The sequence below is a fragment of the Acetobacterium bakii genome (assembly GCF_001263355.1).
In the GTDB taxonomy this organism is placed as follows: Bacteria; Bacillota; Clostridia; order Eubacteriales; family Eubacteriaceae; genus Acetobacterium; species Acetobacterium bakii.
The window spans coordinates 1-13,989 of record NZ_LGYO01000016.1; the positions used below are offsets into that span (position 1 = coordinate 1).

General features: G+C 40.9%; 15 protein-coding genes and 1 pseudogene. 5 read left to right on the forward strand and 11 right to left on the reverse strand.

All coding sequences use genetic code 11. The features are described 5' to 3' along the window. On the reverse strand, positions 1-366 hold a 366-nt coding region (locus tag AKG39_RS07085), incomplete at its 3' end, for a B12-binding domain-containing protein (RefSeq protein ID WP_201780227.1). A gap of 343 nt (positions 367-709) precedes the next feature. Here AKG39_RS07085 and AKG39_RS07090 point away from each other — a divergent pair. Beyond that, entirely contained in the window at positions 710-1,369 is a 660-nt protein-coding gene (locus tag AKG39_RS07090; protein WP_050739685.1) for a TetR/AcrR family transcriptional regulator, read from the forward strand. 128 nt (positions 1,370-1,497) lie between these two features. Here AKG39_RS07090 and AKG39_RS07095 read toward each other — a convergent pair whose 3' ends face one another. The 7 genes and pseudogenes from AKG39_RS07095 to AKG39_RS20475 form a co-directional block, all read right to left on the reverse strand. After that, a complete protein-coding gene (locus AKG39_RS07095) occupies positions 1,498-2,364 on the reverse strand; it encodes a formate/nitrite transporter family protein (protein WP_050739686.1) in 867 nt (288 codons plus the stop codon). A gap of 1,101 nt (positions 2,365-3,465) precedes the next feature. After that, the gene (locus AKG39_RS07100) at positions 3,466-3,837 is read right to left on the reverse strand and encodes a NifB/NifX family molybdenum-iron cluster-binding protein (RefSeq protein WP_050739687.1); all 372 of its coding nucleotides are present in this window, start codon (positions 3,835-3,837) and stop codon (positions 3,466-3,468) included. A gap of 122 nt (positions 3,838-3,959) precedes the next feature. Continuing rightward, entirely contained in the window at positions 3,960-4,916 is a 957-nt protein-coding gene (locus AKG39_RS07105; protein WP_126981295.1) for a GGDEF domain-containing protein, read from the reverse strand. Beyond that, on the reverse strand, positions 4,913-5,200 hold the full coding sequence (locus AKG39_RS19715; protein WP_126981294.1) for a hypothetical protein: 288 nt from the start codon (positions 5,198-5,200) through the stop codon (positions 4,913-4,915). The genes AKG39_RS07105 and AKG39_RS19715 overlap by 4 nt, the downstream gene beginning before the upstream one ends. A gap of 274 nt (positions 5,201-5,474) precedes the next feature. Beyond that, positions 5,475-5,825, reverse strand: a complete 351-nt coding sequence (locus AKG39_RS20470) for a rhodanese-like domain-containing protein (RefSeq protein ID WP_278277926.1) — start codon at positions 5,823-5,825, stop codon at positions 5,475-5,477. A 27-nt stretch (positions 5,826-5,852) separates the two neighbouring features. Beyond that, positions 5,853-6,029: pseudogene (locus AKG39_RS20670) on the reverse strand (CoA-disulfide reductase); the annotation flags it as partial. Positions 6,030-6,098: 69 nt separating this feature from the next. Then, the gene (locus AKG39_RS20475) at positions 6,099-6,326 is read right to left on the reverse strand and encodes a hypothetical protein (protein ID WP_050739690.1); all 228 of its coding nucleotides are present in this window, start codon (positions 6,324-6,326) and stop codon (positions 6,099-6,101) included. Positions 6,327-6,638: 312 nt separating this feature from the next. Here AKG39_RS20475 and AKG39_RS07120 point away from each other — a divergent pair, with 312 nt between their 5' ends. The 4 genes from AKG39_RS07120 (at position 6,639) to AKG39_RS07135 (ending at position 11,875) form a co-directional block, all read left to right on the forward strand. After that, the gene (locus tag AKG39_RS07120; RefSeq protein WP_050739691.1) at positions 6,639-7,019 is read left to right on the forward strand and encodes an RrF2 family transcriptional regulator; all 381 of its coding nucleotides are present in this window, start codon (positions 6,639-6,641) and stop codon (positions 7,017-7,019) included. 95 nt (positions 7,020-7,114) lie between these two features. Next, a complete protein-coding gene (locus AKG39_RS07125; protein WP_050739692.1) occupies positions 7,115-7,714 on the forward strand; it encodes a class I SAM-dependent methyltransferase in 600 nt (199 codons plus the stop codon). Between the two features lie 797 nt (positions 7,715-8,511). Further along, positions 8,512-10,872, forward strand: coding sequence for a glycyl radical protein (locus AKG39_RS07130; RefSeq protein ID WP_050739693.1), 2,361 nt, complete (start codon positions 8,512-8,514; stop codon positions 10,870-10,872). Between the two features lie 73 nt (positions 10,873-10,945). After that, a complete protein-coding gene (locus AKG39_RS07135) occupies positions 10,946-11,875 on the forward strand; it encodes a glycyl-radical enzyme activating protein (protein ID WP_050739694.1) in 930 nt (309 codons plus the stop codon). Between the two features lie 64 nt (positions 11,876-11,939). Here the strand turns inward: AKG39_RS07135 and AKG39_RS07140 are convergent, their stop codons facing one another. The 3 genes from AKG39_RS07140 to AKG39_RS07150 all read right to left on the reverse strand — a co-directional run bounded on the left by AKG39_RS07140 (position 11,940) and on the right by AKG39_RS07150 (position 13,936). Further along, complete coding sequence (locus tag AKG39_RS07140) at positions 11,940-12,665, reverse strand: GntR family transcriptional regulator (RefSeq protein WP_050739695.1); 726 nt, start codon at positions 12,663-12,665, stop codon at positions 11,940-11,942. Then, entirely contained in the window at positions 12,662-13,315 is a 654-nt protein-coding gene (locus AKG39_RS07145) for a cobalamin B12-binding domain-containing protein (protein ID WP_050739696.1), read from the reverse strand. Before AKG39_RS07145 ends, AKG39_RS07140 begins: the two co-directional genes overlap by 4 nt. Before the next feature lie 90 nt (positions 13,316-13,405). Continuing rightward, positions 13,406-13,936: a DUF2284 domain-containing protein gene (locus AKG39_RS07150; protein WP_050739697.1), complete on the reverse strand. Its 531-nt coding sequence runs from the start codon at positions 13,934-13,936 to the stop codon at positions 13,406-13,408. Positions 13,937-13,989 lie beyond the last annotated feature (53 nt).

Genomic DNA, 13,989 nt, shown 5'->3' on the forward strand with positions numbered 1-13,989 from the left:
GCCAAGGTCAACCATATCAAATCCGGCACTTTCAATCATCAGCGAGACCAAATTTTTACCGATATCATGTAAATCCCCGGCAACAGTACCGATGACACAGGTCCCTAATTTAGAGGAACCATCTCCGGCCAGGTGTGGTTTAAGAACGTCCACGCCCTTTGCCATGGCTTTGGCGGCGATCAGCATTTCCGGTACGAAAATTTCTCCGGTTGAGAATTTTTCGCCGACCACGCCCATGGACTCAACCATGGCATCGAGAATATCCTGGGGATTATTCCCGGCATCCAATGCTTCCTGGACCAGACCCGGAACGAGTTTGGATTTTCCTGCTTCTACCTTGGCTTTTACTTCTTCAATTTTAGTCATGTTTTCTTCTCCTATTAACTGTATTTTATTTTCTTACGAAACATGGGTAACAAGATGATTTCTGATAATATTTATTGATTTTTTCTTTGGGGCAATTAAACCCGTTTAATCCATTAATATGGGACATATTAACGATTCATCGGGGAATCATCACCACATAAATTGTTTTGATGCAATATGCTTAACCGGTTCAGTATTTGTATTGTAATCGTTATTTTACGAAATGTCAACACATTTTAAATGAATTTAATTTTCCCGATTTTAAAAGAATTTGCTTGCTTCCATTCTCAAAAAATGCTAAACTGAAAGATACATAAATTATCATCAAAAGAAAGAGATATTCATGAAAAGTCAAAAAGAAAACATTCTCGAGACCGCCGCCCAGCTCTTCTATGAGCAGGGCTACAAAAAAACTTATCTGGATCAGATTGCCGAGATTTGCGACATCACCAAACCGCTGATCTCCTATCATTTTGGTTCTAAATCTAAATTAGCCCGCAAAGTGAGTGATGCTTTTTTATTTGATTTTAAAAATAAAATCGCCCTGAAACTATATACGGACTATTTTAAAGGCCGCCGAACCGATCTGCAGGTCAGCACGGCGGTCGAAATCCGTTTGTATAACCAGTTATTTCTTTGCGATGCCAAAGCGATGCGCTTTATTAAGGAACTGGCCGACGAGAAGTATGAGGATCTCTTCAGTAATGACAGTATCCGGCTTTATAAAATGCATGATCGCCGGTATCATCTGAATATTCACCAGGACATGGATGAAATAGCCATGATTGCCACCGCGGCCCGTTCGTCCACCTTCTCCATCCTCTGGGCCTATGACCGGGGGGAATTCAATTGCCCGATGGAAGACTGCCTGGATTATATCACCCGCCTCAATTTTGTGCTGATGCATATTGACACAAAACGCATCGATGCCATCCTTGCTGAAAGCAAACAAGTCCTGGAGCAGGTTCACTTTGAATTCAAACCCTACTTTCAGATTGAATAATGAGTGGTGAATAAAACGATTCCATTAAGTCCAAGACAAACGAAACGTCCCCATTATAAAAAAATAAGTGCAAATGTTGAACCATAACTGGTTTACATTTGCACTTATTATGTTATTTAATATTTTACTTAAATCTTTAGCTCATTCTTTTTCTTTCCACCTTTGTAAACAAACCAGTAGTAACCAGCGACTAAAATCCCACCACCAACGATGTTTCCCAGAGTTACTGGGAGTTCATTATTGAGAAAAAATGAAGCCCAGTTTAAACTGTCCAGTTTTTCCGGAGTCACGCCATGTTCCATAGCGGCTGCAACCCACTTGGGATTGGATTTTGCCAGGATTCCGGCCGGAATATAATACATATTTGCAACACAATGCTCAAATCCGGAAGTGATAAAGAGCCATATCGGGAAAAAGATAGCGAATATTTTACCGGTTATATCTTTAGCTGAAAAAGACATCCAGACTGCAAGGCACACCAGCCAGTTACACATAAGGCCAAGCCAAAATGCTGACATAAATGACAGTCCTACTTTGCCGACGGCGATCTTGATGGTCATGCCGCCAAGTAAGTTGTCGCCGCTGTTAAAGAGACCAGATTGGACCATCATATAAGCCAGAAATATTCCACCTACAAGGTTTCCGATCCAGACCAGGCTCCAGTTGCCCAGCATCTTTGATACTTTTACTTTGCCTTCCAAAACTGCTGCCATAATGAGGGTTTGTCCGGTAAACATTTCCCCACCGGCGATAATTACGAGCATCAGGCCGGTACCGAATATCGCTCCTGCAAGGCATTTGCCAAGACCATAAGTGCCTGGATCTGCAAGAAGATTGAACGCTGCCATATTGGAGCCTTCAGACGCAAAACCTATGAAAACCCCTGCTAGAATTGCTAATAAGAATTCTTTGAAATATGGGGTTGATACTTTTTTAATTCCAACGCCAACTGCCACATCTACAATTTCCGGTGGTGAATAATAATTTTTATCCATCTACTCCTCCTGTTTTTCTGATATCTATTTATGTAAATCAGTAGCAAAGTTGATAGCATTTGAAGCACGTTTCGAAGAATTTCGAACTTTACATTTGTCCAAATGGAGTAGGCTAGCTGAGGTTTTTTACAATTCGATTTTTCGGTCCTTGTCTAAGGATGATAACCAATAGTGTCATTATCAATAATATTTTAAGTATAAATAATATTTTCTTTCATGAAGGAATATAGCACGGAAAACGTTTGCCTGTCAAACATTAAAGCGATTTTAACAAAAATCTGCAGAATATAGATATAACCTCATATTTTTCCAGAAAACGGGTAAATTATAGAGGCCTATTTCGTGAAATAAAAATGCAGCCAAAAAATTGATTTTAATATTAAATAGATTCAAAAAAGGGTAATATATTGATTCTCATCCTGCCAGAAATGGCTGAAGGTACAAATATAGCAATGATATTTTAATGGTTCAAAAGAAGGGTAAAATTTAGAGTGAAAGTCCTTTTAAAAAAGATGAAATAACAGAAAATCCACTCCGAAATTTATAGCTGTAATTGCTTGCGCTAACCCAAGGTATTATGATATGGCACTGAGTTTCATTCCTGAAAATATAGTAGATACTAAATTGCCACAGCCAATATTTAGGCTGAAATTTATTTCAACGGTTTTAATTCGCATATTATACCACTCATTTTTACTCTAAAAACCTTGTGCTGCTGTTTTATTTTAAATCGGTCTAATTGTGTTCAAATGGTACTGCCGCTGATATTTCAAGTAGCATTCGGTCTGTTTAATCCAGAAATCATCGTGCGGTTTTAGGGAATATCTCATAAAACCAGACAATTGAAACAAAGGGTAATATCTCATTATGCTAATAATCTGTATCCTTTTTAATGCAAAAAAAAACACAGCATTTTTTACTGTGGACGAATCGCTTATACCGCGAGTATACCGCGGGGACGTTTTTTTGTCATGCCCGCCATTTCAGCCGCCTGCTTGCTGGCGTGTCAGCAACCATCTCAAACAGAAAAACGCACAGCAATGGCAGATAGCCACAGCTGTGCGTTTTAAATTTTATTCATATAAATTATCATCCGTCGTTCTAATGATGGTGGTCATGATCGCCATCGCAGTGATCGCTGCCACTGATATTTCTGATTAATGCCAGTTCACGCTGATCCATTAAAGCAAGTGCTTCGGTTCCAGAATGACCTGATCCCAGAAATCGCGTGATGTAGGCATCTGCCAAGATATCAAAGGCTCCCGGATGGCTGATGACGCCGGTGATGATGCCTTCACAATTAAATTCGATTACCTTTTGAGCCATGCCTTCCTGGGTAAGAGCAGCTGTATTTTCGATCGCATTGACGCTTAAATCATTGGTGTCTACCACTAACAGATACTTACATTCTTCAAATCGCTGAGAGACGTTGCTTTCCAGAGTTTTACCATCGGTTGTCATCGCTAAATACATTTTTGCTCCTTTTGCTTTCAATATTTTTTAACATATGTTGATTATACAATACTATTCAGAGATTTCAATGATTATTTGTGATTGCGTATACCCATCATTTCCGGTAATCGTTCTGATTAATTTTAATTCGCGTGCCTTCTCGTTAAAATTAAACCTTCCGCCAATTCACCAGACGTTTCTTTCGGGGAAAGCACATTATGCTTTTCCCCATTATTTTTGGCCTGATACATGGCATTATCGGCATCTGCATAGATTTTTTCAAAGTCATCCTTATTTTTTGCGACAGCAACCCCGATGCTGACAGTAAAATCCGGAATCATGGGACTCTTTTCGAATATATTTATTAGATTCTGATTGAAAACGGCTATCTTCTGCTCAATCGGATCATCATTCGGCATATTTCTAACGAGCACGATAAATTCATCGCCGCCAAACCGTGCAATGATATCCGTACTCCGAAAACTATTTTTAAGGTTATCAGAGATAGCTTTCAGCGCTTCATCACCAGCAGCGTGTCCATTAGTATCGTTTAATTGTTTAAAATGATCAATATCCAGAAACAGCAGCACGGCTGTTTCTTCTTCATAAAGACAGGTTTCCACCTGTTCCTGAAAGGCCCGACGGTTTGAAAGTCCGGTCAGAGGATCCGTTTCGGAAAGCCGCTTGTACTTCTCCATGTATTTAACCTTTTCTTTCATCGCGGTTTCGGATTGAAGCAGTTCATACTTCTGTGCCGTGTTACGCAAAGAAACATAGATAAAACCAAGGACAAGAAAATAAAGAAGATATGCAAGGACAATTTCAACCTGGCCATAAAGATCGCGATCAAAATACATGGTGGGATAAACGCTTAGCATCACAATAAGCCCTGTAAATACTGATACCAGCATCGAAATCAGATACCACTCGGAATCCGCAATATGAACAATGTATCGAAAGGGCTTTCGGATATAGTTGACTTCAATGAAGATTACCAGAGCAAAAACAACCACCCGTAACAGCAAATAAATGACTGGATCTGAGCTGAAAAAAATCCTAATGGCGGTGCCGCAAGCCATGCTGACACCAAAATAAATCATAAACTGGGTGAGAAAATTAAAATATGACACCCAGAATTTGTCTGCCGAATTAAATAACACCAGACTTCCAGCGATAAAATAATCATCGGAACATGTATTATTTCAGCTGTTTCCTCGCTAATATATTGGTAAACAGCGGTCAGATATAAACAACTTGCCGTCAAGATAATCAGTGTGATTACTAATCTTAATACTGCGCGCTGCCGTAAAATCCCAAACGCCATTGTCATTGCCATAAGTGCAATTGCTGTTTCAGCACAACGTAAAAAAAGCAATATATCCATAATTTTCTCAACTTTCTTGCCTAAAAAATATCCATTCGAATAATATCGCTATTATATCATATTCTTTGACTATTTTGATTTTATATAAACTAGGTGGCGGATGTTTCTTTTATTTTCCGCGCTCCGCCTGACCCTCCGCAAAGAAGGACGGCAAAACAAAAGTTTTGCCGTCCTTCTTTTTATTCTTATGCTTCAATGCCTGCTTTTTTAAATCATTTATCCATTCCCCGCCGACCTCCCCGTCTACCTTAACCAGGGTTAGATTCCAGCTGGTTTATTTTGCGCGAGATGGAAAAATCGAACAATAGTGCAGGTATCCGCCATTGAAATTGTATGTGTCAAAGCCATTCTGCATCAGGATTCGGGCGGCAGTATAACCCCGGGCACCAACCATGCAGGTCTCATAAATGGGTTTTTCTTTGTCGAGTTCAGCCAGGCGCTCCCGTAGAGAATCCAGGGGAATATTAATGAATCCATCGAGATGGCCGTTTTCGTTCTCCTGTGCGGTCCGGATATCCAAAAGCGTCACACTGCCATCATGGGGCAGCGTCTCGAGATCGTGCCAGTGAAAATTCTTCACCTTGCCCTTTAGGACATTTTCGATGGCAAAGCCCACGATGTTCATTGGATCCTTGGCCGATCCATAGGGTGGTGCGTAACAAAGTTCCAGTTTTGTCAGGTCGTAGGCGGTCATGCCGGCCCGGATGGCGGTTGCCAGCACATCACAGCGTTTGTCCACGCCGTCGTGGCCGACGATCTGAGCCCCCAGAATTTTACCGGTCTTTTTTTCGAAAATTGTTTTGATCCGCATGTATGAAGCTCCGGGATAATAACTGGCATGGCGGGTGAATAGATAAACAACTTATCATAGTCCAGCCTCAGCCGTTTGGCGGTTTTTTCATTGACGCTGGTAGGCAGCAACGGTGAGATCAAACACCTTGAGAATCGAGGACCCCTGGGTTCCGGTATAAACACTGTCATCGCCGGCAATATTATCCGCGGCGACTCGGGCCTGCTTGTTGGCCGGTCCGGCCAGGGCCACAAAACCCTTGTTGCCGGTGGCTTCCTGGAAATGCTGGAAGGGTTTGCTCTGGGTATAAATCCCATCGACGAGGCCATTTTCCAAGGCGGTTTCCAGGGGGGCAGTTGGTATAGTACACTTCTTTCCAATCCAGGGGCGCTGTGTGTAATTTCATCGCTTCCTTCTTCATTATTATATTTCTCCATTCATTTTTGTGTCATCACCGAACCTGTGATGCTTATGAGGCTATTCCCTGTGAATTGCCCTATTAATAAATACATACCTAATATATGAAATAAATAACAACGAAATTTAAAATAAAATAATCTTAAGGATAGGAATTGTTATTGACATAATAAAATTCATCAAGTATAATCATAGATAAATACAGTCTGCATTATCTTTGAGGAGAATATTATGAAGTATACAAAAGCAACGAATTATGCTTTGCATATCATGGCCTATTTCGTTAAGCAAGAAGGCAAAGACAATTTAAGTCTTCAACCGATCGCCAGTCACCTGAATATATCCCCTACCTACCTGTCCAAAATCCTGACGCAATTGGTCAAGGCTGACCTCATTCAGTCGGCACCGGGCGTAAATGGCGGTTATAGTCTAAGGAAACCGAAGACTGAAATCAGTTTTTATGATGTCATTCAAGCCATTGAAGGCAGCGGCGCGCTTTTCACCTGTGAAATGGAAGAGAATCATGGTTGTCAAATCGAAAAAGTTATGAAAGCTGCCGAAGAGAAAATGGTGAGCCATCTTAAAGAAAAACATATTTACGACGTTGTCTGAAAATGAGCTGAAAGATAGGCCGTTTCAACTGCTCATTTTATTAGCACAATTATAGATAATTACAGTCTGCATTATATTTTATAGGAGGTTCTATTATGAATCATACACATCATTGCAACCAATCGGATCAAAAGTTTTTAAGCAAAATTGCTGTTTTAGATAGCCGTCAAAGGGAGCAGCTCATCCCACCTGAAGCACTTATTGGCCAAATGCCAATTCAAAAAAACCATACGTTACTCGATGTTGGTGCCGGCTCAGGGTTTTTTACCATTCCCATGGCGGAAAGCACAGACTGCAAGGTGTACGCCATGGATCCTGATGAACGCATGCTCGGCGTCATCGCAGCTAAAGCTAAGGAAAAAGGACTTACCAATATTGAACTGCTTCAGGATCCCATTGAGAACCTAAGCATTCAAAATAGCAGTGTTGATTTTGTGATGGCATCCTTAATTCTCCACGAAGTAGGCTCGCTTTCAAAAGCACTCACAACGATCTTTGAGGTCCTAAAGCCAGGCGGGCATCTGTTATGTCTGGAGTATGAAAAGGACGACCTGGTAGTAGAAGGACCGCCCATGTCCATTCGGGTTGGTTCAGCGAAACTTGAAGAAGTATTGCCAGTAATTGGCTTTGAAATTGTAAAGAAGACTAAAATCAGTGAGGCCATCTATACTGTTTTAGCCGTTAAAAAGAAGTAAATCATGACTTGGGGACGTTTCGTTTGTCTTGCCCTGCCAAAATCCTAGTCATGAATATAAAGCAATTTAAGTTTTCTATAATTCATATATTTCGAATTAAAACGAATTGTATTTTTGCACTTGTTATCGCCTCAGATATATTTCCGAACATTTTTAAAAAACTATAATTCTATTACTTTTACAAAATTTCTCAATTTTTTAGTTGAGTATATTGCCTTTAATATTAATCTGTATCTTGTTTTTCCAAATATAAAATGAATCACAAGATATCCATTTTAATAAAACATTGCTGAGTTCAAAACTGGCCGGGATTTAATAGACGAGTCTTATAACTATTCAAAAAGTTATATAACAAAAATTTCCAAGAATTTATTTTTGTTATTTTTTTCGTATAATTGGCTTTATATCCCAATATATTTCATTTAAAACTTAAAAATCATTATCAAATAATATTTATGGCATAATATTTATGGCATAATATTTATCTAAACTTAATAACATTAAGGGTATAGGGAATGCAAATTGACGACAAAGTTTCTATGTGATATATTCTAAAAATCTTAAGTATGATCATGTTTACTAATTTTTTTTCGGCTTGTGAAGACGCTTACTTATATGAACTGATGCTCTGGCACATATTTTATAAGAAGAGTAAAAAAAACAAGATTAGGAGTAATTTATTGTGATCTTTTAAGTATTTTCCATTAAAAAAAGAAAGGCAGGTTTAATGAGTAAAATACAACTATAGTTAATCAAAATGGGCTGGATACTTTTTTAAAATAGAGGAGAAATATAAAATGGCAGCTGTAAATCCAAGAATTAAAAAGTTAATTGATAGCATATATTCAGTAACCCCGGAAATCGAATCGCAAAGAGCTGTATTAATCACACAGTCCTATAAAGAAACCGAAGCGCTGCCGATGATTATTCGTCGGGCCAAAGCATTGGAAAAAATTCTAAATGAAATGACTATTGTGATTCGCGATGAAGAATTAATCGTTGGTAATTTAACGGCTAAACCTCGTGGTACCCAGATTTTCCCCGAGTTTTCCAACAAGTGGCTGATTAGTGAATTTGATACTGTGGCTAAACGAAAAGGCGATGTGTTTCTTATTTCGGATCAAACCAAGGAAGATCTTGGCGAAGCATTTAAATATTGGGATGGCCGCACGGTCAATGAATTAGCCGAACAATACATGTTTCCTGAAACCAGAGAAGCCATTGCCGCCGGCATTTTCACGGTTGGAAATTACTTTTTTAATGGCGTTGGCCATATTGGTGTCGACTACGCAAAGGTCATGGCAGTAGGTTTTAAAGGAATTATTGCCGAAGCTGAAGCAGAAATAGCAAATGCTGATACTACTTTGCCGGAATACATTAAGAAGAAACATTTCCTTGATGCCGTGATCATTTCCGCCAATGCTGCCATTAATTATGCCCATCGTTTTGCGGCTCAGGCGAGGGAGCTTTCCAGTCAGGAAAAAGACCCCCGCAGACAAAACGAACTTCTGGAAATTGCTAAAATGTGCGAAACGGTTCCCGAAAATCCAGCGAATTCCTTTTACGAAGCCCTGCAGTCTTTCTGGTTTGTCCAGGCAATCACGCAAATCGAATCCAACGGACATTCCATTTCACCGATGCGTTTCGATCAGTATATGTACCCCTATTACAAACAGGACGTCAGCAAGGGCAACATTACTGATGAAAAAGCTCAGGAACTGCTGGATTGCCTTTGGGTTAAATTCAACGATATCAATAAGATCCGTGATGAAGGATCCACCAAGGCTTTTGGCGGTTACCCGATGTTCCAGAATCTCATTATCGGCGGTCAGACCCCGGACGGACTGGATGCTACCAATGAACTTTCTTTTATGAGTCTCATCGCTACCGCACACACAAAATTGCCACAACCTTCGCTTTCCTTTCGGGTATGGAACAAAACACCGGAAGAGCTCTTATTAAAAGCCTGTGAAATCAGTCAATTAGGACTGGGAATGCCTGCTTTTTACAGTGATGAGGTTGTCATTCCTTCCTTAGTCAGCCGTGGCGTGACCTTAAGTGATGCCCGTGATTACGGAGTTATCGGCTGTGTCGAACCACAAAAGGGTGGTAAAACCGAAGGTTGGCATGATGCGGCATTCTTTAACATCGCCAAAGTACTGGAAATCACACTTAATAACGGTATGGCCGATGGCCAGCAGATGGGTCCTGAAACGGGAACCTTTGAATCCTTTAAAACCTTTGATGACCTGATGGAAGCCTACAAACAACAAATGGTACATTTCGTAAGCCTGCTCATCAATGCCGATAATTCTGTGGATCTTGCTCACGGTGAGCGCGCTCCCTTGCCTTTCCTTGCTTCGATGGTAGATGACTGTATCAGTAAAGGAAAATCACTTCAAGAAGGCGGCGCCCACTATAACTTCACCGGACCACAAGGCGTTGGTGTTGCCAATGTTGGAGATTCCCTGGCCGCCATTAAAGAATTGGTCTATGACAAGAATGCCATTACCGCCAAAGATCTTAAAAAAGCCCTGGACGAAAACTTTGTGGGCATGGAAGATATGCGTCAAATGTTATTAAACAGAGCACCAAAGTTTGGTAATGATATTGATGCCGTGGATAACCTTGCTCGTGAGGGCGCCTTGATTTACTGTCGTGAGGTTGAAAAATATACGAATCCTCGTGGCGGCCAGTTCCAACCGGGTTTATACCCTGTGTCAGCCAATGTTCCAATGGGTGCCGGAACCGGCGCTTCCGCTGACGGTCGACTGGCCGGTACTGCTTTAGCTGATGGTGTCTCACCGGTTTCCGGAAGAGATCTGGCGGGTCCAACCGCAGCTGTCAATTCGGTTTCCAAACTGGATCATTTCATTGCTTCCAACGGAACCCTTTTGAATCAGAAGTTTCATCCCTCAGCCATTGCCGGGGAAGCCGGTCTTCACAACTTATCCTCACTGGTTCGCGGTTTCTTTGATCAGAAAGGGATGCATGTTCAGTTTAATGTGGTTGACCGTGCGAAACTGATTGATGCCCAGAAAAACCCTGAAAAATACCAGAGTCTGGTTGTCCGTGTGGCTGGTTACAGTGCCCATTTTGCCTCGCTTGATAAATCCATTCAGGATGATATCATTGAAAGAACCGAACATATTTTTTAAGACTATTTAAAAATTCTTAGCAGTGAGGGGATAATTGCCTCTCACTGCTTTTATAATAATTGGAGGTGCAAATATGCCGAGCAACATTTTAGATTCACAAGCAAAAGGAGTCATTTTCGATATCCAGCGATTTTCTGTTCATGATGGACCCGGTATTCGAACCATCGTGTTTTTAAAAGGGTGTCCTTTAAAGTGCGATTGGTGCAGTAATCCCGAATCCCAGCAAAGCCAGCAGGAGCTGATGTTTATTGGTCACAACTGCATTGGCTGCGGTAAATGTCTGAGTGTATGCCCCGCCGGGGCGATTGATATGGAAAACCCGTCACGGATCATTCAGGAAAAATGCACCCACTGCGGCAAATGCGTCGAAGTCTGTTATGCCGGCGCACTCAATATGGCTGGTGAAGAAAAAACCGTGGAAATGGTATTGAGTGAACTAAAAAAAGATGCTATTTATTATCGTAATTCTGGTGGCGGGATTACTTTTTCTGGTGGAGAACCCTTTTTTCAACAGGAATTTTTCGAGCAGCTGCTGATGGGCTGCAAGTCAAACGGCTGGCATACCACCATTGAAACAACCGGTTTTACCACCGAGAAAGTTTTAAATAAAATACTGCCTTTGGTGGATCTGGTTTTTATGGATATTAAACATATGGATGACCGAAAACATGAGCTATGTACCGGAATTTCCAATAAAACAGTTCTGAAAAACGCCCAGATTATTGCCAAGTCCGGGGTTCCGATGATTATTCGAATCCCCGTTATTCCGGAAGTCAATGATGACCTAATGAACATCCAGGCTACGGCTGACTTTGTAAGGTCTTTGGCGTCTGTTAAGGAACTTCAATTGATGCCTTATCATCGTCTGGGACAGAATAAGTACGACTATTTGGGACGAGAATATGCTTTAAATGAAATCAAACCTGCCAGTAAGACCAGCATCGATCAGCTGAAAGAAGCCGTCGAAGCATATGGTCTGAAATGCTCAATCGGAGGATCGTAATAATAGAAGAAATGGTTAAAAAAAGGACTGCCAAAACTCTGCAGTTCTTTTTTATTTTAATTGACTAGAAGATCCGTTTATCGTCACTGTCCTTTGGCGTTGCCGCTTTAATACTTAGATATTTGGGACTGACATAAAACCAGGCGTATTCCAGAATTTTAAGCGTGGCTTCGTTCTTGATAATTTCCGTGATTTCAAAAACGGGATCACGCTCACCCAGGTTGAGTTTTTCCCGGATTTCTTCCGATGGCATGGCCACTGTGATGTTCAGTGTCTTATCAAGGACAAATGCCAGTTTTTCTTCCACCGGCTTGAGATAGTTGGCAAATTTCAGCATATCTTCAATTACCGGCTGATGATGCACATAGGGCAGATAAATAATCTCCATGGCAATTTCTTTTTGATCGGAATATAAAATCCGCTTCACTTCGACGGCTTTCTGGTTTTCCGCCAACGCTAATGTGCGGTCAATCTGCTTAGTCGGATACAGCACCTTCACCGAAATCAGCTTGACCTCATCAATATGGGTGTTTAACCCGTCATACTTATTAAACTTAAACTGAAAAATATCCACTTCGGGTTTACAGACAAAATTCCCCTTGCCCGGCACCGAGTAGATATACCCTTCGTTGGATAAAAGCGACAGGCTTTTGCGGATAGTCATCCGGCTCGCGGAATACTCACTCATCAGTGCGGTTTCAGAATTCAGCATATCACCGGGTTTAAGCTGACTTTTTAATATTTTATCTTTTAAACTCGCTACAATTGCTAAATATAAAACATCACTCATTCATTTTTTGCTCCCTTATTTTTTTCTTCCAGAAAAACTTCACAGTATCTCAGCCCTTCATAAAAATTGTTGGTCATAAAATCGATCTGTGGAATTTTAACATAATCGTGATTCACCACCGCGCCACCCAATAAAAAACGACGGTTTTCCAGCAGATGTTCTCTTTCCAGGGCATTTCCCAATTCCTGCAGATAAGGGATGGAATTGGTCATCACACAGCTCACGGCGATAATATCCGGTTGGTGCTGCTTTACTGCATCAATAAATTTTTCAACTTTCACATCCACGCCCAGATCAATGACTTCAATGCCCTTGTTTTCCAGGGCATCAATCATCAAATCCTTGCCGATATCATGAATATCATCAAAAATCGTCCCAAAAAGCACCTTTCCTACGGGTTTCAACCAAGTCTTCCCCCCCTGATGAAGGTTGGCTGCTGCAAAAATATTCTTGGCAATCATTCCCGAGACAATCAGGTCGGCAATGTAGCATTCGCCCGTTTCATATTTTTTTCCGATTTCATTTAATCCTTCCATAACAATATCATAAAGATCTTGAGCTTCGATTCCCTGTTGGATCAATTCGTCTGCAAAGGCCTCTGCTTCGCTCAGTTTTAAGTCCGCAATCAGTTCGATCAGTTTTTCCTTCATCATTTCTCCTCAACTCTTACGTACAGATCTGTATCATTGATTCTATCATAATTGCTTTTTATTGCATAGCAACATTCACCAAATTTTGGGCTAATCCCTATAGAGCACTAAACCAAAATAGGTGACTTTATTGGAACCATTGTTATAAGTCATCCCCAAATCACGGCTTAGCGTAACCACATCGATGCCCGACGCTTCCAATGATGGCATGGTTTCATCAGGAAATCGACAGGGTTCCGCGGACAGGATGGCACAGGTTTCACAGATAGAGCAGGTTCCCGCGGTGAAAAAGAGATAGTCAAAATGTTCGGCTTTCGCTGCTTCGCTGATTTTTTGGATCTCTTCTCGAAATTCAAGGCCGGATTTAATCATGCCCTTGTGATCATATTTGTTTTTTAATGAATATATTTTTGAAAAAAGCAGTCCTTTGGGGTACGTCAGGATCAATTCCCGATAATACTCCAGATCTCCCACGGCCGGAGGACACATATAATTTTTGCCATAAAATCCGCAATAATTGTCAGCACAGCGATCTCGGACTTCCTTGGTGATGTGGATGCTTTGGGTATCATCAATCGCCTTTATTTCCGAAAAATTACCACTTTGAAGATACGCTTTCATTGATGGATCAACTCCTATTCTTTGATATTTTGATTAAAGGTCTGAATCAATCA

Excerpts from the sequence above, each read along its gene's own strand:
- AKG39_RS07090 (WP_050739685.1), top strand. The coding sequence starts at position 710 with ATGAAAAGTCAAAAAGAAAACATTCTCGAGACCGCCGCCCAGCTCTTC.
- AKG39_RS07095 (WP_050739686.1), bottom strand. The coding sequence starts at position 2,364 with ATGGATAAAAATTATTATTCACCACCGGAAATTGTAGATGTGGCAGTT.
- AKG39_RS07100 (WP_050739687.1), bottom strand. The coding sequence starts at position 3,837 with ATGTATTTAGCGATGACAACCGATGGTAAAACTCTGGAAAGCAACGTC.
- AKG39_RS07105 (WP_126981295.1), bottom strand. The coding sequence starts at position 4,916 with ATGATTTATTTTGGTGTCAGCATGGCTTGCGGCACCGCCATTAGGATT.
- AKG39_RS19715 (WP_126981294.1), bottom strand. The coding sequence starts at position 5,200 with ATGGATATATTGCTTTTTTTACGTTGTGCTGAAACAGCAATTGCACTT.
- AKG39_RS20470 (WP_278277926.1), bottom strand. The coding sequence starts at position 5,825 with ATGAACATCGTGGGCTTTGCCATCGAAAATGTCCTAAAGGGCAAGGTG.
- AKG39_RS07120 (WP_050739691.1), top strand. The coding sequence starts at position 6,639 with ATGAAGTATACAAAAGCAACGAATTATGCTTTGCATATCATGGCCTAT.
- AKG39_RS07125 (WP_050739692.1), top strand. The coding sequence starts at position 7,115 with ATGAATCATACACATCATTGCAACCAATCGGATCAAAAGTTTTTAAGC.
- AKG39_RS07130 (WP_050739693.1), top strand. The coding sequence starts at position 8,512 with ATGGCAGCTGTAAATCCAAGAATTAAAAAGTTAATTGATAGCATATAT.
- AKG39_RS07135 (WP_050739694.1), top strand. The coding sequence starts at position 10,946 with ATGCCGAGCAACATTTTAGATTCACAAGCAAAAGGAGTCATTTTCGAT.
- AKG39_RS07140 (WP_050739695.1), bottom strand. The coding sequence starts at position 12,665 with ATGAGTGATGTTTTATATTTAGCAATTGTAGCGAGTTTAAAAGATAAA.
- AKG39_RS07145 (WP_050739696.1), bottom strand. The coding sequence starts at position 13,315 with ATGAAGGAAAAACTGATCGAACTGATTGCGGACTTAAAACTGAGCGAA.
- AKG39_RS07150 (WP_050739697.1), bottom strand. The coding sequence starts at position 13,936 with ATGAAAGCGTATCTTCAAAGTGGTAATTTTTCGGAAATAAAGGCGATT.